Annotated in this window: 25 protein-coding genes; 3 read left to right on the top strand and 22 right to left on the bottom strand. The window is 68.3% G+C overall.

All coding sequences use genetic code 11. The features are described 5' to 3' along the window. Positions 1–15 precede the first annotated feature (15 nt). Genes ACIOU8_RS09480 through ACIOU8_RS09440 form a run of 9 tightly spaced genes read right to left on the bottom strand, consistent with a single transcriptional unit; the run spans position 16 to position 6979 of the window. Positions 16–1248 (bottom strand): hypothetical protein, encoded by a 1233-nt coding sequence (locus ACIOU8_RS09480; protein ID WP_400788473.1) that lies wholly within the window; start codon positions 1246–1248, stop codon positions 16–18. Then, a complete protein-coding gene (locus tag ACIOU8_RS09475; RefSeq protein ID WP_400788471.1) occupies positions 1232–2299 on the bottom strand; it encodes a hypothetical protein in 1068 nt (355 codons plus the stop codon). The genes ACIOU8_RS09480 and ACIOU8_RS09475 overlap by 17 nt, the downstream gene beginning before the upstream one ends. A 3-nt stretch (positions 2300–2302) precedes the next feature. Further along, entirely contained in the window at positions 2303–2809 is a 507-nt protein-coding gene (locus tag ACIOU8_RS09470; RefSeq protein WP_400788469.1) for a hypothetical protein, read from the bottom strand. Continuing rightward, the gene (gene tsaD / locus ACIOU8_RS09465) at positions 2809–3879 is read right to left on the bottom strand and encodes a tRNA (adenosine(37)-N6)-threonylcarbamoyltransferase complex transferase subunit TsaD (RefSeq protein ID WP_400788467.1); all 1071 of its coding nucleotides are present in this window, start codon (positions 3877–3879) and stop codon (positions 2809–2811) included. The genes ACIOU8_RS09470 and tsaD overlap by 1 nt, the downstream gene beginning before the upstream one ends. After that, positions 3876–4382 (bottom strand): ribosomal protein S18-alanine N-acetyltransferase, encoded by a 507-nt coding sequence (gene rimI / locus ACIOU8_RS09460; protein WP_400788465.1) that lies wholly within the window; start codon positions 4380–4382, stop codon positions 3876–3878. The genes tsaD and rimI overlap by 4 nt, the downstream gene beginning before the upstream one ends. Further along, on the bottom strand, positions 4379–5002 hold the full coding sequence (tsaB, locus tag ACIOU8_RS09455) for a tRNA (adenosine(37)-N6)-threonylcarbamoyltransferase complex dimerization subunit type 1 TsaB (protein ID WP_400788463.1): 624 nt from the start codon (positions 5000–5002) through the stop codon (positions 4379–4381). The genes rimI and tsaB overlap by 4 nt, the downstream gene beginning before the upstream one ends. 20 nt (positions 5003–5022) lie before the next feature. Further along, a complete protein-coding gene (gene tsaE / locus ACIOU8_RS09450) occupies positions 5023–5520 on the bottom strand; it encodes a tRNA (adenosine(37)-N6)-threonylcarbamoyltransferase complex ATPase subunit type 1 TsaE (RefSeq protein WP_400788462.1) in 498 nt (165 codons plus the stop codon). Beyond that, positions 5517–6623 (bottom strand): alanine racemase, encoded by a 1107-nt coding sequence (gene alr / locus ACIOU8_RS09445; RefSeq protein ID WP_400788460.1) that lies wholly within the window; start codon positions 6621–6623, stop codon positions 5517–5519. Before alr ends, tsaE begins: the two co-directional genes overlap by 4 nt. Beyond that, complete coding sequence (locus tag ACIOU8_RS09440) at positions 6620–6979, bottom strand: holo-ACP synthase (protein ID WP_042539168.1); 360 nt, start codon at positions 6977–6979, stop codon at positions 6620–6622. The genes alr and ACIOU8_RS09440 overlap by 4 nt, the downstream gene beginning before the upstream one ends. Positions 6980–7425: 446 nt before the next feature. On the opposite strand from ACIOU8_RS09440, the gene ACIOU8_RS09435 reads away from it, so the two are divergent. Then, positions 7426–8256: a DUF559 domain-containing protein gene (locus tag ACIOU8_RS09435; protein WP_400788457.1), complete on the top strand. Its 831-nt coding sequence runs from the start codon at positions 7426–7428 to the stop codon at positions 8254–8256. A gap of 121 nt (positions 8257–8377) precedes the next feature. On the opposite strand, the gene glmS is transcribed toward ACIOU8_RS09435, so the two are convergent. Together glmS and coaA are read right to left on the bottom strand one after the other, a co-directional pair. Next, entirely contained in the window at positions 8378–10225 is a 1848-nt protein-coding gene (gene glmS, locus ACIOU8_RS09430) for a glutamine--fructose-6-phosphate transaminase (isomerizing) (RefSeq protein ID WP_400788455.1), read from the bottom strand. A gap of 58 nt (positions 10226–10283) precedes the next feature. Continuing rightward, the gene (coaA, locus tag ACIOU8_RS09425) at positions 10284–11228 is read right to left on the bottom strand and encodes a type I pantothenate kinase (RefSeq protein ID WP_140036354.1); all 945 of its coding nucleotides are present in this window, start codon (positions 11226–11228) and stop codon (positions 10284–10286) included. A gap of 36 nt (positions 11229–11264) precedes the next feature. On the opposite strand from coaA, the gene ACIOU8_RS09420 reads away from it, so the two are divergent. Then, complete coding sequence (locus ACIOU8_RS09420; RefSeq protein WP_400788453.1) at positions 11265–12209, top strand: Ppx/GppA phosphatase family protein; 945 nt, start codon at positions 11265–11267, stop codon at positions 12207–12209. 34 nt (positions 12210–12243) lie between these two features. On the opposite strand, the gene glmM is transcribed toward ACIOU8_RS09420, so the two are convergent. The 11 genes from glmM to ACIOU8_RS09365 all read right to left on the bottom strand — a co-directional run bounded on the left by glmM (position 12244) and on the right by ACIOU8_RS09365 (position 20572). Continuing rightward, positions 12244–13602 (bottom strand): phosphoglucosamine mutase, encoded by a 1359-nt coding sequence (glmM, locus tag ACIOU8_RS09415; protein WP_400788451.1) that lies wholly within the window; start codon positions 13600–13602, stop codon positions 12244–12246. A gap of 14 nt (positions 13603–13616) precedes the next feature. Next, positions 13617–14102: a 30S ribosomal protein S9 gene (gene rpsI, locus ACIOU8_RS09410; RefSeq protein ID WP_042539158.1), complete on the bottom strand. Its 486-nt coding sequence runs from the start codon at positions 14100–14102 to the stop codon at positions 13617–13619. A gap of 27 nt (positions 14103–14129) precedes the next feature. Further along, positions 14130–14576 carry a 50S ribosomal protein L13 gene (gene rplM / locus ACIOU8_RS09405; protein WP_042539156.1) on the bottom strand — a complete coding sequence of 149 codons (447 nt, stop codon included), beginning with the start codon at positions 14574–14576 and terminating at the stop codon, positions 14130–14132. Positions 14577–14754: 178 nt separating this feature from the next. Then, a complete protein-coding gene (locus tag ACIOU8_RS09400) occupies positions 14755–15423 on the bottom strand; it encodes an endonuclease/exonuclease/phosphatase family protein (protein ID WP_400788446.1) in 669 nt (222 codons plus the stop codon). Between the two features lie 96 nt (positions 15424–15519). Continuing rightward, entirely contained in the window at positions 15520–16413 is an 894-nt protein-coding gene (locus tag ACIOU8_RS09395) for a hypothetical protein (RefSeq protein ID WP_400788445.1), read from the bottom strand. Beyond that, positions 16410–17063 (bottom strand): hypothetical protein, encoded by a 654-nt coding sequence (locus ACIOU8_RS09390; RefSeq protein WP_400788443.1) that lies wholly within the window; start codon positions 17061–17063, stop codon positions 16410–16412. Before ACIOU8_RS09390 ends, ACIOU8_RS09395 begins: the two co-directional genes overlap by 4 nt. 18 nt (positions 17064–17081) lie before the next feature. Beyond that, a complete protein-coding gene (locus ACIOU8_RS09385; RefSeq protein ID WP_400788441.1) occupies positions 17082–17276 on the bottom strand; it encodes a hypothetical protein in 195 nt (64 codons plus the stop codon). 38 nt (positions 17277–17314) lie between these two features. Then, on the bottom strand, positions 17315–17665 hold the full coding sequence (locus tag ACIOU8_RS09380; protein WP_400788438.1) for a hypothetical protein: 351 nt from the start codon (positions 17663–17665) through the stop codon (positions 17315–17317). Next, positions 17662–18510: a tRNA pseudouridine(38-40) synthase TruA gene (gene truA / locus ACIOU8_RS09375; RefSeq protein WP_400788435.1), complete on the bottom strand. Its 849-nt coding sequence runs from the start codon at positions 18508–18510 to the stop codon at positions 17662–17664. The genes ACIOU8_RS09380 and truA overlap by 4 nt, the downstream gene beginning before the upstream one ends. Positions 18511–18565: 55 nt before the next feature. Then, entirely contained in the window at positions 18566–20107 is a 1542-nt protein-coding gene (locus ACIOU8_RS09370) for an APC family permease (RefSeq protein WP_400788433.1), read from the bottom strand. A gap of 99 nt (positions 20108–20206) precedes the next feature. Next, positions 20207–20572, bottom strand: a complete 366-nt coding sequence (locus ACIOU8_RS09365) for a helix-turn-helix domain-containing protein (protein WP_290159738.1) — start codon at positions 20570–20572, stop codon at positions 20207–20209. Between the two features lie 94 nt (positions 20573–20666). On the opposite strand from ACIOU8_RS09365, the gene ACIOU8_RS09360 reads away from it, so the two are divergent. After that, positions 20667–21512 carry an SDR family oxidoreductase gene (locus ACIOU8_RS09360; RefSeq protein WP_400788429.1) on the top strand — a complete coding sequence of 282 codons (846 nt, stop codon included), beginning with the start codon at positions 20667–20669 and terminating at the stop codon, positions 21510–21512. Positions 21513–21572 lie beyond the last annotated feature (60 nt).

The raw sequence follows: 21572 nt of genomic DNA, 5'->3' as shown, positions 1-21572 counted from the left end.
GTGCGGGGCTGGCCGCTAGCCGTCGGAGTCGTCGGCTGGGATGTCGACCTGGATCGGATCCTGCTTCTCGCCGCCGAGCTCGAGGGTCTCGCCCGGGCCCATCGTCTGCTCCGAGGCGTCTGCTGTGCTGTCGCCGGAGACGACGAGGTAGGGCGTGCCGTTGAGCGTGTACGCGAGGCGCACGCTCCATCCCTCAGCGCCGGTCCCCGTCTCGTCGACGGTGACCCCTCGGGTTTCGATGCCGTCGCCGGAGAACTGCTCGTCTCCCGGCGCGCGGCAGTCGACGCTCTCGACGGCGTCGATGATCAGACAGTCCTGGATGTCATCGTTCTCGAATCGCTGCGCGCGCCAGACGGGGGCGTCGCGGAAGTAGCCGACGACCGAGAACGAATACTCCTCGAAGCCCTCATCGACCAGCTGCTCGGCCCGCTCCCGCTCGTCGCCCTGAAACTGCGACAGCCAGGAGTTCTGGTCCGAGCGCCAGCGCTGGATGATCCCGACGACCTCGCCGTTCATCGTCCGTGCAGCAGATGCCCAGATATCCTCCGGACTCTCCGTACCGTCCCCGGGTGCGGTGATGTTCGCGCTGAGGCCGATGGCGTTCCCGTTCTCGATCTCGGACGCCGGCTGACACTGATCCGCCGATTTGCCTGCGGCATCGAGCGTGATGCAGATCGTCGCGCCCTCTTCCTTGGTGGCATACCAGAGGAGGACATCCTCGTCCTGGCCGATCGCCCGCAGGCTTCCCGGGTCGAACTCGCCCTCCGCCTGCAGTTCGGCGCGTCGCTGCTGCTGCTCGGAGGTCAGCGCCACGGCATCACCTGGTTGACCGAACAGCGCCCATCCAGCGCCGAGGCCGACCACGAGAAGCGCTGCGGATGCGGCGATGGCCGCCTTCCAGTGTCGTCGGAGCGCTGTACGAAGCCCCCTGGCCCCGAGGGGCTGCTGCCCACCGGCTTCCTCAGAGTCGGGGCTCCCGGCGGGGCTCTCGGGGAGATGCCCGACCGGTGGGCCGGTGACGACTGACTCGACATGCAGGGGCAGCGAGTCCTCAGCCGAACGCGGCATGTCGACCGCATCGGCGCCCTGGCCCGCCGCAGGGGCGGCGCGGACCGTCACGGCCGGCTCGACGCGCATGGACTCGAGCTCCCGCAGCCTGGCCGCATCGTCCTCGGTCAGGCCACCGTCGCGCCCATATGCTCTGACCTGCAGGGCGCGCAGCTCGGCAGACTCACTCTCGTGCAGCATCGTCGCTCTCCCAGCCCCTCGTGACGGTGAGGTACTGCTGACCGTAGCCGAACTGGTACTCGTAGCGGGTCGTCTCACCGTCGTGTGCGATGTCGAGCACGAGCGTCCGATCCGCGTCGGCGAGCATCAGGCTGTCGTCGCATGCCATCGGAGGGTCCGGCATGGACCCGTCATAGACGAGACAGTATCGCTGGGTGGAGGAATCCACGCCTGTCCAGATCGGCACCTGGTCGTCGTAGCCCACGACCTGGATCGTGCGCCGATCCAGCTCGGTCTGCTCGGCCAGCATCGTCGCGGCGTCCGCCTCCTCGACGCTCGCGAACATCGAGGTCGACTGCGGCGAGGTGATGTAGCTGCGGGTGATCACGGCGGGCTCACCGTCCCCGGTGAGGAACATCTGCGCCTGCACATCGTAATTCTGGTTCTGCCCCACGGGCTTCGTGAGCGTCACATTCACTCCCAGGACCATCGCCTGCTCCCGCGTCGTGCACGCCGGAGCCGTCACATCTTCGTAGCCGAGCACCAGGCACACGTCCGCGCTCTCGTTCTTCGTCGCGAACCAGATCACGACGTCCTCCTCTTGCGCCATGGCGCGCACAGAACCCGCGTCGAAGCCGCCGGATGCGACGATCGTGCCCTGCCACTCCTCCTGCTGCGCAGTGAGCTGCATGGGGGCAGGACCCCGATCGGCGAAGATCAGCCACCCCAGCACGAGGCCGGCGACGGCGAAGACCACGGTGATCACGACCGCGAGCCGCCAGTGCTGTCGCAGAGCAGCGTACGCGGAGTCGACATGGGGCGTCACGGTGGCGCCGGCCGCCCCAGACACCGAGACCTCGTCTCCCCCGACGTCGACGCCGCCGGACGCGGCGGGGACGGTGTGTGCGTGTCGCGGCTCCGCGGCCTCTGGCAGAGGTGGCTCCGCCCCGCGCACGCTGCCCGCCTCCAACTCGCGCAGCCGCGCGGCCTCCGCCTCACTCAGCGCACCGGAACGACCGTAGGCCCGCGCCTGAAGAGCCCGCAGCTCGACGGATTCATCCGCGTCGAGCATCCGCTATCCGAGTCTCTCGAACTGCATCCCCGCCCAGACGAGCCAGCCGAGGCTGTAGACCGTCGCGCACAGACCGAGCACGAGCGCCCAGCGCGCGATGGCGCGACTCTCGACGGGGCGGCGCAGCGACATGATCGACGCGACCACGGCGACGATGGCTATCGGTATGCCCCATCCGACGAAGAACGAGGAGACCAGGGCGACGATGGCGGCCATCAGCGCCCAGGGGGCGAGGCGGGTGTCGTCGACGGCAGACGCATCGGTCGAAGGCGCCCACTCACTGCCGCGCCCGATGTCATCGGCGACAGGACCCGTGACGACCACCGGTTCGACTCCGACCGGCCCCGTCGGCAACTTCGTGTATCCCTCGCGACGCGACCCGGGGATTCGCGCCGAACCCGCCGGATGCTCGACCTCGCCGCTCGGGCGCTCGATGCTCGTCGGAGGCAGCGCGGCGTTCGGCCGTGGGTCTGCACCCGCCGGATCGGGCGTGCGTGGCACGTCGCTCATCACATCACCGCGACGCGCTCGTCGACCTGGATCTCGGTGACCGGAAGCGTGGAGTCGGCTCCGAACGCGAGCGTCGACGGGCGTCGACCGGACGAGATCAGCTCCGCGGCGAGAGCCGCGATCATCGCCCCGTTGTCTGTGCAGAGCGAGAGGGGCGGGATGCGCACGGTCACGCCCGCCTTCTCGGCCCTGGCGAGAGCGACCTCGCGGAGACGTCGGTTCGCGATGACCCCGCCGCCCAGCAGCAGTCGCGGCACGCCGAGGTCTGCGCACGCGGCCAGCGCCTTGGTCACGAGCACGTCGACCACAGCCTCACGGAAGCTCGCGGCCACGTCGGCGACAGGGACCGGCACGCCCTCGGCCTCGCAGCGCTCGACCCAGCGTGCGACCGCCGTCTTGAGCCCGGAGAACGAGAAGTCGTAGCGGTGCTTCGCGAGGTCTGAGGCGCGAGACAGTCCGCGTGGGAACCGGATCGCGTTCGGGTCGCCGTCGAGCGCCGCCCGATCGATCTCGGGGCCACCGGGGTACGGCAGCGACAGCAGACGCGCGACCTTGTCGAACGCCTCCCCCGCGGCGTCGTCCATGGTCTCGCCCAGCATCTCGACGTCGGTCGTGAGGTCTCGCACGTGCAGCAGCGACGTGTGCCCTCCCGACACGAGCAGCGCGATCGTCGGGTACTCGAGAGGCTCGGAGTCGGGAGTCAGGATGTCGGCCGCGATGTGGCCCACGAGGTGATTGACCGCATAGAGCGGCTTGTCGAGGGACACGGCAAGACCCTTCGCGGCGCCGACGCCGACCATGAGCGCACCCGCGAGACCCGGCCCGCTGGTCACGGCGACGGCGTCGAGGTCATCGAGCCGTACCCCGGCCTCGGCCAACGCTGCGTCGATCGACGGCTGCAGGGCTTCGAGATGGGCTCGGGCGGCGACCTCGGGCACGACGCCCCCGTAGCGGGCGTGCTCGTCCATGCTCGACGCGATCGTGTTCGACAGCAGGGTGCGTCCGCGGACGATCCCGATGCCCGTCTCGTCGCAGCTCGTCTCGATGCCCAGCACCAGAGGCTCAGTCATGCGGTGGCCTCCTTCGCGGCATCCGCCGTGGATTCGTCAGGATGCGAGGAACGCGGATGCTGCATCACGAGGCGCATCACGATCGCATCGACGTCGTCGGGCTGGTAGTAGCGAGGGCGGCGGCCGATCTCCTCGAACCCCTCGGAGAGGTAGAGCCGCTCAGCACCGGGATTGTCGGCACGCACCTCGAGGAACACCTCTCGGGCTCCGCGTTCGGCTGCGGCAGCGAGGAGCGACCGCAGCAGCGCGCGCCCGCGACCGGCGCCCCGGTGCTCCGCATCGAGGGCGATGGTCTGGATGTCGGCGTCGCGCGACCCCTGCAGGGCGCGGACGCCGCCGTAGCCGACGATGACGCCGTCGTGCTCGTCGACCAGATATCGGCCGTGCGGACTTGCGAGTTCGAGCGCCATGGCATGGGAGCTCCACGCGTCGGTCGGGAACGAGCGATGCTCTATCGCCATGATGGCGTCGAGGTCGTCGGGCGTCGCTGCGCGCAGAGTCATCGCCCCACCTTCTTCGGCGCTCCGGGCACGGTGACATCGGGCTGCCGCAGATACAGCGGCTCGGCCCCCGCGAGCGTGCGCCGTGCGGCCACCGCCCGGGCGCCCACACGGGCGAGGTCGACGGCCGACAGCGTCTCGACATCGAAGCGGCGGATGCGGTCGAGGTGCTCATCCGCATCGGCCCGCGCGACCAGCACTGTGTCGGCGACGATGTTCGGGATGCCGTCGGCATCCGTCCCCTCGAAGACCGTGATCGCGACCTCTCGCCGGCGGGCATCCGTGACGATGGCGAACTGGCCGGTGACAGTGTCTCGCTCGATCGCGGTGAGCGCCGCGGCGAAGTGGCTCGGCACCGCGACGACCGGGATGCCGCGGCCCATCGCGAACGTGCGGGCGGTCGCGATGCCGATGCGGAGTCCGGTGAAGGGGCCCGGTCCCATGCCCGCCACCACGTGGTCGATCGATCCGTTTCCGGTCTCGTCGAGAGCTCGCACGAGCAGCTCGCCGATGACCTCCGCATGACCGAGAGGGTCGGCGGCCGAAGCATCGGACAGACGCGTGCCGTCGTCGTCTATGAGGGCGACGGCGGTGCCCAGGGAGGTGTCGACGGCGAGGATCACCTCTCCAGGGTAGTCGCCGTTCAGCCGGTGATCGCTGAGCGTCCTCCGCGCGTGATCGACACATGCCGGGGGGCATCCGCGTCGAGCTCGGAGGGGTCGAGATCGTCGTCGCCGCCGACCGGGCGCTCCAGCTCGATGTCCCACCAGGTCTCGGCCAGGTCCTCAGCCATTCCGCGTCCCCACTCGATCACGACCACCGATCGCGCGAGGTCGAGGTCGAGGTCGTCGAGTTCGGCGCCCGAGCCGAGACGGTAGGCGTCGACGTGCACCAGCGGGGCGCGACCGACCAGAGAGGGGTGGGTGCGCGCGATCACGAACGTCGGGCTCTGCACGGGCCCGCGCACTCCGAGACCCTCCGCGAGCCCTCTCGTGAACGTCGTCTTGCCGGCGCCGAGGGGCCCGGTGAGGATCAGCAGATCTCCGGCTTCGAGGTGCTCGCCGATGCGGAAGCCGAGTTGCTCCATGGCATCCGACGTCTCGATCTCGAGGCGTCCGAGGAAGGCCGGGTCGACGCTCATGCCGACCTCCGGGGCACGCGCGGGCCGATGCGCGTGACGATCTCGTAGTCGATGGTCGAGGCGGCGTTGGCCCACTCGGCCGCCGAGGGCACCCCGAGGGTCGGGTCACCGAAAAGCACGACCTCGTCTCCGATCGACACCGGGGCATCGCCGACGTCGACGACGAACTGGTCCATGGCGATCCGGCCCACGTTGGTGTACCGACGTCCGCCGATCGACACCGGCAGGCGTCCCGAGGCGTGGCGCGGCACCCCGTCGGCGTAGCCCAGAGGCACCAGCACCAGCGTCGTGTCGCGTGAAGTGCGGTGGTCGTATCCGTACGACACCCCGGCTCCCGCCGGCACCCGGCGGACGGCGGCGATCGCACCGCGGAGAGTCATCGCCGGGCGGAGTCCGAGTTCGGCCGAGGAGCGGTCCTCGAACGGGGAGAGCCCGTAGATGCCGATGCCGATGCGCACCGCGTCCAGTCGCATCTCAGGCAGGTCGATCGCGGCCGCGGTCGCCGCGATATGCCGGATCTCGGGGTGGATGCCGAAGGAGGCCGCCGCGGCGACCGCCTCCTCGAACCTGGCCAGGGCCTCGCGGTCGTCATGGGGCGAGGTGTTCGAGAGGTGGCTGAAGAGACCGATGATGCGCAGTCGTCCGATGCGCTCGAGGCGCGCGGCCTCGGCGAGCACGCGCCGCCAGTCAGCCGGTGCGATGCCGTTGCGCGAGAGCCCCGTCTCGAACTTCAGGTGCACGCCCACCGGGCGGTCGACCGACGCAACCGCGCCGGCCGCCTCGAGCTGGTCGAACGACGAGATGCCCACCTCGATGTCGTGCGCTGCCGCCTGGTCGAACCGCTCGCCCGGCGCGTGCAGCCACGCGACGATCGGAGCCGTGATGCCCTGACGCCGCAGTTCGAGAGCCTCGGTGATCTCGGCGACCCCCAGGCGGGTCGCGCCGCCGGCGAGGGCCGCGACGGCTACGGCTGCCGCGCCGTGTCCGTAGGCGTTCGCCTTGACCACGGCGATGATCTGCACGCCGGTGAGACGACGGAAGTGGCGTACGTTGTCGCTGATGGCATCCAGCTCGATGCGGGCCTCGCGGAACGGAACGGTCACAGGGGCTCTCCTTCGGCGACGACGAACGCGGCGGCGAGTCCTGCGTCGTGGGTGAGGGTCAGATGAAGTCGGGTGATGCCGCGCTCGGCGACGACGTCGGCGGTCGACCCGGAGAGCACGAAGTGCGGGCGACCCGAAGCCTCGGAGGCGATCTCGATCTCGATCCAGTGCACCCCGTCAGACCCGCCGAGGGTCTTGATCAGGGCTTCCTTCGCGGCATATCTCGCGGCCAGCGAGGGAAGGCGCAGCGCCCGCTCCCCCGGCGCGAACAGTCGCTCCAGCAGCCGCGGCGTGCGCTCCATCGTGCGCTCGAACCGCGGGATGTCCACGAGGTCGATGCCGGTCCCGATGATCACCCGTTCAGCCTAGTCGCGGCATCCGCCTCCTCCGGCTCCTGCCCCTCGGACGCCCCCTCCGCCCGCCCCCGTCCCCTCCTGCCTGTGCCGTGCCCGCTCTGTCCTGCCGCCAGCCCGTGCCGCTCGTGCCGTGCGTCCCTGCCTCCCTGTCCCGGATGGCTGCCCAGTCCCCGCCTGGCTGCCCAAAAACGCCCGTACCTCCCGCCCACCGGGGAAACACCAGCCGCCCAGACAGATCGCCTGCTCGCCCTCGGCAGCCACCGACCCCGGATGGCTGACCATCGCCCGCTGGGCGGCCCAGCAACGTCCACACCGCCCGCCAGGCGGGGAACCGTCGGCCATCCGGCCGGGCTGACGCTTCCTGCACAACGCGCATCTCGAGGAGATCGATCCCCAACCGGCGGTAACTGCGACCTCGCCCCGCGTGCTCGCGAGAGGATCGGCCGATGCCCACGCCACTCGCCCTCGTCGAACTCCACGGCGGAATCACCCGCGGATCACGACTCGCCGCGTTCGGCTGCACGCGCAAGGACCTCTCGATCGCGGTGCGTCGCGGTGAGCTGATGCGCATCCGCGCCGGAGTGTTCGCCTCACCGACGTGCGCGTCGAATGTGCGCACGGCGGCCCTGCACGGCGGCGCACTGACATGTTCAGGCGCGCTCCGGCTGCACGGTGTCTGGGTGCTCGAGGACGACGAGGACCCCCACGTGTGGCTGGGTCAGGCTGGGCGCACGCACCCTCACCAGGACTGCCTCTGCGTCGAGCACTACCGCGCAGGGCCGATGCATCTGGGGGCGGCTCCCGTCGAGGCGGCGCTGGTGCATTCATACGGATGCCATGGCGATGAGTTCTTCTTCGCCGCATTCGAGTCTGCGTGGGCGCAGCGTCTGATCGGAGCAGCGGCACGGCGTCGCATCCGCGCCATGCTCCCTGCGAGCGCGCGATGGCTCGTCGACATCGCGCGCCATGATGCAGACAGCGGGCTCGAGTCCATCGTCAGGCTGAGACTGCATCTCCTCGGCATCCAGGTCTCGACGCAGGTCATCATCGACGGTGTCGGCCGAGTCGACTTCGTGCTCGAAGGGCGCGTCATCCTCGAGGCGGACGGCAAAGGCAACCACGATGGCCACTCAGAACGTCACCGAGACCTGAGACGGGATGCCGAAGCATCCCGTCTTGGATACGAGACGCTCCGCTTCGACTACGCCATGATCATCCACGACTGGGACGTTGTGGCCGGCGCCATCGCGAGCGCGCTGGCGCGTTCACGTTCCTGAGCCGGATGGCTGAGGATCCCCCGGTTGGCTGGCACAGCAACCGGCATGCGCCAGCCAACCGGATCTTCTCCAGCCATCCGGCTCAGAGAACGGGAGACGGAAACGACCCCGACCCGAAGGATTACTCGACGGTGACGGACTTGGCGAGGTTGCGCGGCTGGTCGACGTCGAGGCCCTTGGCCGTGGCGAGGGCCATGGCGAAGATCTGCAGCGGGACGACGGCGAGCAGCGGCTCGAACATCGCTCCAGCGAGCGGGATGCGGATGACTTCGTCGGCGAACGGCAGAACCGCCGCGTCTCCCTCTTCGGCCACGACGATCACGCGGGCACCGCGGGCACGGATCTCCTGGATGTTGGAGACGACCTTGGAGTGGACCACGGCCGAGTGACGGGGCGACGGCACCAGGACGAAGACCGGCTGCCCTGGTTCGATCAGGGCGATCGGACCGTGCTTGAGCTCGCCGGCGGCGAAGCCCTCGGCGTGGATGTACGAGATCTCCTTGAGCTTGAGCGCGCCCTCGAGCGCGATCGGGAAGCCGACATGGCGACCGAGGAAGAGCACCGAGCGGGTGTCGGCCATCCAGCCGGCGAGCTGAGTGACGTGCTCCTGCTCGCTCTCGAGGACCTTGGCGATCTTCTCGGGGAGGGCAGTGAGCTCGGCGACGTCGACGGATGCATCCTGCACCGATCCGCGCACGCGCCCCATGTGCAGACCGAGCAGCAGCAGAGCGGTGATCTGCGCCGAGAACGCCTTGGTCGACGCGACCGCGACCTCGGGGCCGGCGTGCGTGTAGACGACGGCGTCGGACTCGCGCGGGATGGTCGCGCCCTGGGTGTTGCAGATCGAGAGGGTGCGCGCTCCGCGCTCTCGCGCGTACTTGACCGCCATCAGCGTGTCCATGGTCTCGCCGGACTGGCTGATCGAGATGACGAGCGTGTCATCGCCGATCACCGGGTCGCGGTAGCGGAACTCGTGAGCCAGCTCGACGTCGACGGGGATCCGCGCCCACTGCTCGATCGCATACTTGCCGACCAGTGCCGAATACGCGGCCGTGCCGCACGCGGTGATGATGATGCGGTTGATGCCGAGGAACAGCTCATCGAGTCCATCGAGCTCGGGGATGACGACCTGATCGCCCTGGATGCGGCCGCGGATCGTGTTGGCGACCGCCTCGGGCTGCTCGGCGACCTCTTTGGCCATGAAGCTGGACCATCCGCCCTTCTCCGCAGCGGCGGCGTCCCACGACACGTCGAACGGCTCGGCCTCGACCGGCGTGCCGGCGAAGTCTGTGACCGCGACGGCATCCGGGGTGATCGAGACGATCTGGTCCTGGCCGATGGCGAGCGCCTTGCGGGTGTGCTCGATGAATGCGGCGACGTCGGAGCCCAGGAAGTTCTCGCCCTCGCCGAGGCCGATCACGAGAGGCGAGTTGCGTCGTGCGCCGACGACGAGTCCGGGGTGGTCCTGGTGCATCGCGAGCAGGGTGAACGCGCCCTCGAGGCGGTTAACCACGGCGCGGAACGCACCCTGCAGGTCGCCGCCGTTGTTGCGGTACTCGCGACCGAGCAGCGCTGCCGCCACCTCGGTGTCGGTCTCGCTGCGAAATGCCACGCCGTCGGCGAGCAGCTCGTCGCGCAGCGAGGCGAAGTTCTCGATGATGCCGTTGTGGATCACTGCGAGCTTGTCGTCATCCGCGAGATGCGGGTGCGCGTTCTCGTCGGTGGGACCACCGTGGGTGGCCCAGCGGGTGTGTCCGATGCCGGTGTTGCCGTCGGCGAGAGCTGCGTCCTCGAGCGAGTCGCGCAGCATCGCGAGCTTTCCCGCCTTCTTGCGCATGCCCAGCGAGCCGTCGCCGTCGATGACCGCGACACCTGCCGAGTCATAGCCGCGGTACTCGAGACGGGCGAGCCCTGCGAGCAGGATGTCCTGGCTGGGGCGCGGGCCCACGTATCCGACGATTCCACACATGTCGTCAAGAGTAAGGCGGGGTTTTTGCGAAGGTTCCGAACGAAACCCCCGGGCCTGCTCAGAGCTTGCGAAGAAGCACGCTCTCGACGCTGTGGTCGACGCCCTTGTTGAGCACGAGGCGCGCTCTGTGCTTGGTCGGCATCACGTTCTCGACCAGGTTCGGCATGTTGATCTCGTTCCAGTAGCCGAGCGCCGTCGTGATCGCCTCCTCATCCGTGAGATGGGCGAAGACGTTGAAGTACGACGAAGGATTCGAGAAGGCCCCCTGGCGCAGCGCGAGGAACCGGTCGACGTACCACTTCTCGATGTGCGAGGTGTCGGCGTCGACGAAGATCGAGAAGTCGAAGAGGTCGCTGACGGCCACATCGTTGGGTGCGGGTGGCGGCTGCAGGACGTTCAGCCCTTCGACGATCACGACATCCGGACGCCGGACGACCACGTGAGCATCGGGGACGATGTCGTAGCGCATGTGCGAGTAGAACGGCGCCCGCACCTCGGCGGCCCCGCTCTTCACCTCGGTGAGGAACTCGAGCAGCGCGCGCCGATCGTAGGACTCGGGAAAGCCCTTGCGCTCCATCAGGCCTCGGCGCTCGAGCTCAGCGTTCGAGTGCAGGAACCCGTCTGTCGTGACGAGTTCGACCCGAGGTGTGCCCGGCCACCGGCTCATCAGCTCGCGCAACAGACGAGCGATGGTCGATTTGCCGACGGCGACTGAGCCTGCGACTCCGACCACGAACGGTGTCGTCGAGTCGTCTTCCTGCAGGAACGAGCTCGTCGCGGCTCCCAGGCGCTTCGTGGCCGTCGCGTAGAGGCTGAGCAGCCGGCTCAGCGGCAGATAGACCTCGCGCACCTCGGCGAGGTCGAGGCGGTCTCCGATGCCGCGGAGTTCGACGACCTCGGTCTCGGTGAGCGGCTGATCGAGGCCCGCGGCCAATCGCGCCCATTCGTCGCGTCCGATCTCGCGATACGGAGACAGAGGCAGCGTGGGGTCGGCGGTGGTCACGGATACATCGTAACGGCGCACGAGTAGTCTCTATCCGTGCGCCTCGGAGTCCTCGACATCGGTTCCAACACCGTCCATATGCTCGCCGCCGATGTTCGCCCCGGCGGTCGGCCGCTGGCGACCACCAGCGACCGCACCGTCCTGCGGCTGATGCGGTACCTCACGGATGACGGCTCGATATCGGAAGAGGGCGTGCGCGCGCTCGAGGAGGCTGTGTCTCAGGCGCGCAAGGTCGCGGATGCTGAGCGGGTCGACGAGCTGCTCGCCACCGCGACGAGCGCGGTGCGCGATGCCCGGAACGGAGCCGAGGTGATCGCCCGTATCGAGGCTGCCCTCGGCCAGCCGCTGCAGGTGCTCGACGGCGAGACCGAGGCCGAGCTCACCTTCCTCGCCGTGCGGCGCTGGTTCGGCTGGTCTGCGGGACAGCTGCTGCTCCTCGACATCGGCGGCGGTTCGCTCGAGGTAGCTGCGGGTGGAGATGAGCTGCCGGATGCCGCGGCATCCGTCCCGCTCGGAGCCGGCCGGATGACCGTGCAGTTTCTGCCTCACGACCCTCCCGGCGAAGACGACGTCGAACGTCTTCGGGAGCACGCGACCGCGACGCTCGCCGAAGTGCTCCCCCGGTTCACCGCGCTTCCGCGCCCCGATCACGTGGTCGGCTCGTCGAAGGCGATCCGATCCCTGGCCAGACTCGCCGGCTACCCGGTGCCAGGGTGGTCGGGGATTCAGCGCATGGTCTTGCCCCGCGCGTCTCTGGGATCGTGGATCCCTCGGCTCGCCCGCCTGCCCGCCTCCGCGCGTCAGGAGCTGCCAGGCATCACCGCGGATCGCACGTTCCAGATCGTCGCCGCGGCGGTCTCGCTGCACACCGCCATGACCGCGCTCGATGTCGACGAACTCGAAGTGTCTCCGTGGGCACTGCGCGAGGGCGTGCTGCTGCGGTACATCGAGCAGTTGAACTGGAACGCGCCGCGCGACTGACCCGAGGTCGGTGCCGCACGGCGCGTTCGACGGTTCAGAGTGAGAGTCGCTCGCGCACCACGGCGACCAGCCGATCGGCGTACGCCTGAGCGGATTCTGCATCCGCAGCCTCGACCATGACCCTGACGAGGGCCTCGGTTCCCGACTTGCGGAGCAGCACGCGGCCGGTCTCGCCGAGTTCGGCGGCGACCTCGCGCACGGCCTCCTGCACGACGGCGTCGGACTCGAGCGCGTCCTTGTCGACGTCGCGCACGTTGACGAGCACCTGCGGGTACACCGTCATCACGCTCGCGAGCTCGGCGATCGTCTTGTTCTGACGCGCCATCTCGGCGACCAGGTGCAGCCCTGTGAGGAGTCCGTCGCCGGTGGTGGCGAACTCGCTCATGATGACGTGGCCCGACTGCTCGCCGCCGAGGGCGTAGCCGCCCCGGTCCATGTCCTCGAGGACATAGCGGTCGCCGACCGCGGTCTGGCGCACGGTGATGCCGTGCTCGCGCATGGCGACGTGCAGGCCGAGGTTGCTCATCACGGTCGCGACGAGCGTGTCATCGGTCAGGTGACCACGCTGCTTCATCGACACCGCGAGGATCGCCATGATCTGGTCACCGTCGATGACGTTGCCCTGCGCATCGACAGCCAGGCACCGATCGGCGTCGCCGTCGTGGGCGATTCCGATGTCGGCGCCGAGGCGGACGACAGCCTCGGCGAGCTGGTCGAGGTGGGTCGACCCGACGCCGTCGTTGATGTTCCAGCCGTCGGGGTCGGCACCGATCACGGTGACGTCGGCACCCGCATCGCGGAAGGTCTCGGGAGACACACCTGATGCGGCGCCGTGTGCGCAGTCGAGCACGACCTTGATGTCGTTCAGGCGGTTCGGCAGCGAGCCGAGCAGGTGCACGACGTAGCGGTCTTCGGCGTCGGAGAATCGGTCGATCCTGCCTACGCCCGCTCCGGTGGGGCGCAGCTTCTCGCCCGCCATCGCCTCTTCGATGCGCTGCTCGACGACGTCGGGCAGCTTCACACCGCCGCGGGCGAAGATCTTGATGCCGTTGTCGGGGGCCGCGTTGTGCGACGCGGAGATCATCACACCGAAGTCGGCGTCACGGTCAGCGACGAGGAACGCGAGCGCTGGGGTCGGAATGACCCCGGCCTCGAGCACGTCGACGCCGGAGGAGGCGAGTCCTGCGGCGACTGCTGCAGTGAGGAAGTGGCCGGAGACGCGGGGGTCGCGGGCCACCACTGCAGTGAGTCGCTTGCCTTCGGCTTTGCGAGCCTCCGCAGTACGGCCCTGGCCCAGGACGACAGCAGTCGCCTGGGCCAGGGTGAGCGCGAGGTCGGCGGTGAGGATGCCATTGGCGAGTCCTCGCACACCGTCCGTGCCAAAGATCGGCATCGGAGCGGTTGACCTTAACGCTTCGAGTACTGAGGCGCCTTACGGGCCTTCTTGAGTCCAGCCTTCTTGCGCTCCTTGACGCGAGCGTCGCGCGAGAGGAAGCCGGCCTTCTTCAGGGTCGGACGGTTGTTCTCCTCGTCGATGCCGTTGAGCGAACGAGCGATGCCGAGACGCAGCGCGCCGGCCTGGCCCGAGGGGCCACCACCGGAGATGCGCGCGATGACGTCGTAGCCGCCGGCGAGGTTGAGGATCGTGAACGGGTCGTTGATCAGCTGCTGGTGCAGCTTGTTCGGGAAGTAGTCCTCGAGCGTGCGGCCGTTGACCGTGATCGTTCCCGAGCCGGGGACGAGACGCACGCGGGCGATGGCCTGCTTGCGACGGCCGACAGCGGCACCCGGGACGCTGAGCACGGGGCGGGGAGCCGCCTCGACTGCGTCGGTCTCGGGAGTCGAGGTCGAGAAGTTCTGGGGGTTTTCGGTGGTGTCCTGGATGTCAGCCACGAGTATGTCCTTAAGTCTTTACGGCGCTTACTGGGCGACCTGGTCGAGGGTGTACGTCTGCGGCTGCTGTGCGGCGTGCGGGTGCTCGGCACCGACGTACACCTTGAGCTTCGACAGCTGCTGACGGCCCAGGCTGTTCTTGGGGAGCATGCCACGGATGGCCTTCTCGACAGCGCGGATCGGGTTCTTCTCGAGGAGCTCGGCGTAGGTGACCGACTTCAGTCCGCCCGGGTAACCCGAGTGGCGGTAGGCCAGCTTCTTCTGGAGCTTCTGACCGGTGAGCGCGACCTTGTCGGCGTTCACGATGATGACGAAGTCACCCGAGTCGATGTGGTTGGCGAAGGTGGGCTTGTGCTTGCCACGCAGGAGCGTAGCGGCGTGCGAGGCCAGGCGGCCGAGAACGACGTCAGTGGCGTCGATGACGACCCAGTCACGCTGGACCTCGCCGGCCTTCGGGGAGTAAGTGCGCGTCACGATAGTGCTGCTTTCTTGTTCGAACGGAGAAGTTCGTGAATCCCACTCCGGGGTGGTTCTTCCCTACAGGGATGAACACGCCAGTGGAGGGCTCACGTTCGTTAGTACTCGGCAGTCGAGTACCAAAGTGACAGCTTACGTCATTCCCGACGTTCTCCCAAACCGACTCGGTCGGCGGTCAGTCGAACTGCGTCGTCACCAGGATCGGACGATGGTCGCTCATCCCCTGCGGGAGTGTCGTGACCCGCTGGATCTCGAAGCCGACCGAGGTGGCGAAATCGTAGTGACCACGGAACACGCGGTAGCGGGTGTAGGTGTGGTCATCGCTCAGCGTCAGCGCGTAGCCGTGCTCGCGAATGGTCTGGCCGAGGTTCTCCTTGAACACCGGGTAGTTGTAGTCGCCGACCATCAGCTGAGGCAGCCCCTCGCCGAGGGCTGCGAGCTCAGTGAGGGCAGCCCGGATCTGATGCCGACGCAGGGAGTTCAGCGCGGTCAACGGCGCCGCATGGAAGGACGCGGCGATGAACTCGCGCCCGGCGTCGATGTCTCTCAGCCGCGCGCCCAGCACCCGCTCGTGCGCGGGTTTGGCGATACGGTCGTGCAGCGACTTCTTGAGTTCGATCGTCTTGATCCCCTGGAGGTGGAACTCGCTGGCTCGGTAGAACATCGCGAGCCCGAGACGATTGCCCTGGGTCGCATCGGCGAGTACGAGATCACCGACATTCTCGGGCAGACCTGCGACATCGCACTCCTGCAGGCACAGGATGTCAGGATCGTGCGCCGACACCAGCGCCGCCAGCTCTCCTGCGGCGCGGTGCTTCTGCAGATTGTACGAGATCACCTTCATCGCACTTCACGGTAGTGGCTCAGTCTTGGATTCCGGTGGAAATCGCCCGTCCGTTCGGTGAACCCGTGTCGTCGCGGTGTCCTCGCACCTCAGGCATCACTCGTCGTATCCCCATCGGATGCCCAGAACTCCGGGGCCGAAGCCGTGCCGCGCGAGATGCACCGAGCCGCTGCGCACCGAGCGCATCGTCGAGACGTACTCGTCATCCGTCTCCACGTACTCCTCGCACCAGCTGGGCAGGGCGGCTGGATGGAAACGCACCCAGACGAGGCTCTCGCGGGCCTGCCGCGACGTGGCGTGCCAGGCGGACTGCCGCGGCGGGTATCCCGGTGGGAAGGTCTCGGTGAACTCGAACAGGGTCGTGCCGCCGGCGACGATCGGTTCATCGAGCGCGATCACCACACCCGACAGCAGGCGGCGCGGATGCAGATACTCGCGGTCGATCCGTCCGCCCACGACATCCGAGATCACCGACATCACATCGGTCTCCATCGGGGCGACGTCGATGAGCGGCACCTCCGAGATCGTGCCCCTCGTCGACTGCACGAGCGAGCGCATGATGGTCTTGGCCACCGCACCGTCCGCACCGACGAACACCGTCACGTGTGTCGACAGGTCGCGAAGCGCGTCCTGCGGCGCTGCACGGAGCGCCTGCAGCGTCTCCTCGGTCTCGCGCTGCTCGCGTTCCTCGTCGAAGGGCAGGCGAGGCGGCGCGATGGGTCCGAGACGCGCAGAAGGAAGCAGCAGACCGCCGAGGTGTCCCCTGTGCAGACCGAGGCGGTCTTCGATTCCCTCGACGACGCTGAGCGACTGCGCGCCTTCGGGCTGGCGATCGCCCGAGCGCCAATAGCTCAAGGTCGCCATGGAGACCGGGTTGCCGTCGTCCTTCAGCTGGCTCTGCAGACGCGCGAGAGTGACCCCGCGCTCAGAGATCGCTGCTCGCAGCGCAGCGGCGAACGCTCCGCTGCGGTCGTCTCCGCGATTCGTCACCGCTCCCCCGAGGGTCCGACATCGCCCGGGAAGAGCGCGTCTCTGGCGAGTTGTCGTTGGCGTCGGCTGCGCGGGGCGTCGGACCAGCCGATGATGAGCGCGAGCACGATCACGATCGCCGCGGCCCAGAGCACCGATGGCGCGTCCATCGTCGTCCACTCGGCCCAGACGGCGCCGACACCCACGACCACGGCTCCGGCGCCCAGGGCCGAGAGTCCCAGCTGCAGGCGCACCATAGCCCGATTGCCCGAGAGCAGAGACTCGACGAGACCCACGTCGATGCGGCGAGCAGCGCCGTCGGACACCCAGCGACTCAGCGCGATCTCCCTCGCGAACTGCAGGGCGACTCCGCCGACCCAGGCGAGGATGCCGAGCGCGGCGCACACGGCGATCGCCGCGCCGCTGCTCAGGCTCAACAGGTCGATGCCGTTCTCGATCGGCTCGTCCCAGTAGACCGGGTCGCAGGTGCGGCACTGCTGGCGCATGAAGACCGAGAGCATGAACGCGGCCAACGAGATGAACGTCGCCGTGAGCAGCACCGTGGCGATCCGACGGAGGAGCCGAGCGCTGGGGGCTGTGAGCCAGCGAGGGACGACCGCGGCGATCGCGGCAGCTCGACGTTCGGCATCGGCCTGCTGCGCTCGCGGCACGCCCCTCTTCCAGCGCCCTCACTGCGTGCCCATGCGTGCGGAATCGCGCTCTACGACCCGTCGCCCGTGGCGACGGAGCATCTCGGCGCCGAAGGAGAGCACCGCGATGACGAAGAGAGCGACCCAGCTCACGGCATCCTCACGCAGGTCTTCCGTGAACAGGACGCCCAGTGCGAAGATGCCGCCGAGGCCCGCGAGACAGCAGAGCAGCACCAGCCCGGTGGTCTGCAGGTGAGCGGCGGGCGCCGCCTTCAGCTCGAGCGCAGTGACCGCTGCGGCACGGCGCTCGGATCGGCACCCGCATTCGATTCCACCGCACGCAGGGCGGCGTAGCGCTCGGCGACGAAGACGAAGGGCACACCGATCGCGAGCACTGCGGCGACGAGCAGGATCACGCCCATGCTCGCGCGGAACAGCGGGTCGAGATCGACCTGCCAGTACAGCGACGACAGCGCCTCCTCCCCCACGATGCCGATCACGACGATGGCGAGAAAGGTGTAGAGCGAGCCGACGATCAGGCCGACGCAGGTGTCGAGGAGCGCCCGCCAGAATGCCCAGCCTGCCGACGAGACCTCGACGAACGTCGCGTCGCGCTCCGTCATGCTGTCGTGGAGTCGCGGCGAGCGCGTGTCTGCTCCGCCCGGGTCGAGAGCAGCTCGTCGGCCGGATAGCCCACCTCGGTGAGCGTCAGGCCACGGGCCGCCAGCACCTTGAACTCGCTGGTGCGGGTGAGCGCGTCTCGCAGCACGACCAGGTCGTCGACGTCGAGCCGCCCCTCCCCCACCGCGACGCATGCACCCACCAGTGCGCGCACCATGCTGTGGCAGAACGCGTCGGCCTTCACCTCGGCGACGAGCACACCCTCGGTGTCGCGCGACCATCGGTAGTCGAGGAGAGTCCGGATAGTCGTCGCCTCCTCACGAGGCTTGCAGTATGCCGCGAAGTCGTGGAGGCCGATGAGCGTCCGCGCGGCGGCATCCATCGCGTGTGCGTCCAACTCTCCCCGGTGCGCCGTGGTGTCATGGCGTCGAAGAGGGTCGTACCCTGTGGTCGAGTCGGCGAGGCGATAGCGATAGCGCCGCCACACTGCCGAGAACCGGGCGTCGAATCCGTCGGGGGCGATCGAGCTGCGGGTCACCGTCGCGTCGGGGTACGCGCTGAGCACACCGCGCATGCGCCGTGCGATCGACGCGGCTGGGTCTTGCGGGGCCCGACCCTGACGCGATTCGATGCGCGACCACTGCGCCTCGTCGAGGTCGACGTGCGCCACCTGCCCCAGAGCGTGCACTCCGGCATCCGTCCGTCCGGCGACGACGAACTGCACGTCGGAGCCGACGATGCGAGCGAGTGCGGCCTCGAGAGTCCCCTGAACTGTGCGCAGGGTCGGCTGCTTCGCCCACCCGCGGAAGTGGGTGCCGTCGTAGGCGATGTCGAGCCGGATGCGCACGGATAAAGCCTAGGGCGTTGCCGCGCGCGATCCGGCTCTGACCGGGTGATGGGGTTCAGATGCCGCCGTCGATCGAGCGGATGACATCACCCGGCTCGTCCGGCACCATGACCTGGGTGTCGCGGTTCAGGCTCTCGCCGCGGAAGAACCGCTTCGAACGCGGGAAGAGGTACCAGAGGAACATGAGCACGAGACCGAAGGCGAGCGAGCCGATGCCGATCACAAACGTGCCGCCGATGCCGAAGAGCACCGTGTAGCCGTAGTCCACATCCCACATGTCGATCGCCGACTGCACGAAGGCCCCCGTCAGCATGAGGCCGCCGAGCAGCGGGAAGAGGCCCTTGAAGAAGAAGTCCCGGGCCGAGGTCGTGAGGTCCTTGCGGAAGTACCAGACGCAGGCGAAGCCGGTGATCGCGTAGTAGAACGCGATGGCCAGGCCGAGCGACAGGATCGAGTCCTGAAGGATGTTGTCGCTGATCAGAGTCATGCCGATGTAGTACGCCGAGGCGACGACGCCCATGACGATCGTCGAGAACGACGGCGTCTTGTAGGTCGGGTGCACGGCCTTGAACTTCGCGGGCAGAGCACGGTAGACGCCCATTGCGAGAGTGCCGCGTGCGGTGGGCAGGATCGTCGTCTGCGTAGACGAGACGGCCGAGATGATCACGGCGACGACCAGCATCCAGCCGAAGGGTCCGAGCAGGCCATCCTTGATCGCGAGGAAGAAGTCGTCGGCGTTGGCCTCGTTGCCGAGTCCGGTTCCGGTGTCGCCGAGGCCCGCGTACATCATGGCGGCGATCGTGACACCCACGTAGGTGAACAGCAGGATGACGGTGGTCAGCAGAGCCGCGCGACCCGGGATCCTTTTCGGGTCCTTGGTCTCCTCGTTCAGAGCGAGACAGGTGTCCCAGCCCCAGTAGATGAAGAGGGCGAGCAGGATCGACTCGGTGAAGCCCGACCAGGAGGTGAATCCGAACGGGTTGAGCCATTCCATGTCGAAGGGAGTCGGGTTCGGTGCGGTGCCGGCGAAGAACTGCCAGAGGGCGGCCACCACGAAGATCGCCAGAGCGAGGTACTGGATGGCGAGCAGGACGTTCTGGATGCGCTCGCCGATCTCGACACCTCGCCAGCTCACCCATGTCATGGCGGCGATGAAGAGCACGGCCACGAGGATGATGCGCCAGTCGTTGTTCTCGAGGTCGAAGCCGATCAGAGACCAGAAGTAGACCGAGGCGATCTGGGCGAGATTCGCGAGCACGACCATTCCGGCGACCGCGACGCCCCAGCCGCCCATCCAGCCGACCCAGGGCCCGAAGGCCTTGGTGCCCCACGTGAAGGTGGTGCCGCAGTCGGGAACGGCGTTGTTCAGCTCACGGTAGGCGAAGGCGATCAGCAGCATCGGCACGAACGCGATGATGAACGCGATCGGCGCCTGTGCTCCGACGGCGAGCACCACGAAGCCGAGCGTGGCCACCAGCGAGTAGACCGGTGCGGTGGATGCGAGTCCGATGACGGTGGACCCCCACAACCCCAGCGAACCTGTTGCGAGCCCCTTGCCGTCGGGGCGTTCGAGATGGATCGGCGTCGTAGCTGACATGCTCAGAACATACGGCCACCACGTATATCGCGTCAATCGTTTTCTCCTACCGACGGATTTCGTGGCGACCAGTAGTCCCCTACGACGGAATCCGTCGACCTAATCGCGATCGATCATTCCGTCGGCGTGGTCGGCGACCCACTCGACGAGCGGCAGCATCCGCTCCATGAGATCGCGACCGAGCGGAGTCAGGCTGTACTCGACGTGCGGTGGCACTGTCGGGAAGGATTCCCGACGCACGAGTCCGTCGTCAGCCAGGGTGCGCAGCGTGGAGGCGAGCATCTTCTCGCTGATGCCTCCGACCTCTCGGCGCAGCTCGCCCCAACGGCGGGTGCCGTCGGAGAGCGACGAGAGGACCAGCACACCCCACTTGCTCATCACGTGGTCGAGGATCACTCGCGTGCTGCATCCGGGCTCGAAGATCTGCGGAGTCGCCTCCCGGATCTGCGCATAACTAACCGTCATGTACGTACCTTACTTCAAAGTGGGTACCCGCAGCCTGGAATGTTCACCACCGATGGCGAGGTTGTCGCTCCTGTCACCTACGAAAGGACACCCCATGACCATCCTCGTCACCGGCGCGACCGGCAACCTCGGACGCCTCGTCATCGCCAGCCTCCTCGAGCGCGGCGCCGACCCGCAGTCGATCATCGCCGGAGCACGCGACGTGACCAAGGCTGAGGATCTCGGCGTGCGGGTCGCACGACTGGACTACTCCGACCCCTCCTCCGTCACTGCGGCGCTCGAGGGCGTCGACAGCGTCCTGCTGATCTCGAGCTCGGAGGTCGGCCAGCGCGTCGCCCAGCACCAGGCCGTCATCGACGCCGCCCAGGCTGCCGGGGTCACAAAGTTCGTCTACACCAGCGCCCCCCGGGCGACGACGAGCGATCTCGTGCTCGCCCCCGAGCACAAGGCGACCGAAGAGCTCATCGCCGCGTCCGGTCTTCCCTCAGTGATCCTGCGCAACAACTGGTACACCGAGAACTACGCCGCCGACGTCGCCCGCGCAGCCGAGACCGGCGTGCTCGCGTCCGGAGCCGGCGACGGACGTGTCGCCTCCGCGAGCCGCAAGGACTTCGCCGAAGCCGCAGCCGTCGTGCTGCTCGAAGACGGTCACATCGGCCAGGTGTACGAGCTCGGCGGCGACGTCGCATGGGGCTACGCGGATCTCGCCGGCGCGATCGCCGAGGTCACGGGCCGCGACGTCGAGTATCAGCCGCTGACCCCCGACGAGCAGCTCGCCGGCCTCCAGGCGGCCGGTCTCGACGAGGGCACGGCAGGATTCGTCGTCGCTCTCGACGCCGGCATCTCCGCGGGCGCCCTCGCCGACACCGACGGCACCCTCGCCCGGCTCATCGGTCGTCCGACCACACCCCTCGTCGACGGCCTCCGCACGATCGCCTGATCGTCCGACGACTGCCGAGAGGCGCCGATCCTCACCCAGGATCGGCGCCTCCTCGTGCTC

This window comes from Microbacterium sp. NPDC087589 (assembly GCF_044743635.1).
GTDB lineage: Bacteria > Actinomycetota > Actinomycetes > Actinomycetales > Microbacteriaceae > Microbacterium.
This window is presented reverse-complemented; position numbering and strand designations above follow the sequence as displayed.

Bases quoted from the DNA above. Each gene is read 5' to 3' on its own strand.
- ACIOU8_RS09480 (WP_400788473.1), bottom strand. From the start codon at position 1,248: ATGCTGCACGAGAGTGAGTCTGCCGAGCTGCGCGCCCTGCAGGTCAGA.
- ACIOU8_RS09475 (WP_400788471.1), bottom strand. From the start codon at position 2,299: ATGCTCGACGCGGATGAATCCGTCGAGCTGCGGGCTCTTCAGGCGCGG.
- ACIOU8_RS09470 (WP_400788469.1), bottom strand. From the start codon at position 2,809: ATGAGCGACGTGCCACGCACGCCCGATCCGGCGGGTGCAGACCCACGG.
- tsaD (WP_400788467.1), bottom strand. From the start codon at position 3,879: ATGACTGAGCCTCTGGTGCTGGGCATCGAGACGAGCTGCGACGAGACG.
- rimI (WP_400788465.1), bottom strand. From the start codon at position 4,382: ATGACTCTGCGCGCAGCGACGCCCGACGACCTCGACGCCATCATGGCG.
- tsaE (WP_400788462.1), bottom strand. From the start codon at position 5,520: ATGAGCGTCGACCCGGCCTTCCTCGGACGCCTCGAGATCGAGACGTCG.
- ACIOU8_RS09435 (WP_400788457.1), top strand. From the start codon at position 7,426: ATGCCCACGCCACTCGCCCTCGTCGAACTCCACGGCGGAATCACCCGC.
- glmS (WP_400788455.1), bottom strand. From the start codon at position 10,225: ATGTGTGGAATCGTCGGATACGTGGGCCCGCGCCCCAGCCAGGACATC.
- glmM (WP_400788451.1), bottom strand. From the start codon at position 13,602: ATGCCGATCTTTGGCACGGACGGTGTGCGAGGACTCGCCAATGGCATC.
- ACIOU8_RS09400 (WP_400788446.1), bottom strand. From the start codon at position 15,423: ATGAAGGTGATCTCGTACAATCTGCAGAAGCACCGCGCCGCAGGAGAG.
- ACIOU8_RS09380 (WP_400788438.1), bottom strand. From the start codon at position 17,665: ATGACGGAGCGCGACGCGACGTTCGTCGAGGTCTCGTCGGCAGGCTGG.
- ACIOU8_RS09370 (WP_400788433.1), bottom strand. From the start codon at position 20,107: ATGTCAGCTACGACGCCGATCCATCTCGAACGCCCCGACGGCAAGGGG.
- ACIOU8_RS09365 (WP_290159738.1), bottom strand. From the start codon at position 20,572: ATGACGGTTAGTTATGCGCAGATCCGGGAGGCGACTCCGCAGATCTTC.
- ACIOU8_RS09360 (WP_400788429.1), top strand. From the start codon at position 20,667: ATGACCATCCTCGTCACCGGCGCGACCGGCAACCTCGGACGCCTCGTC.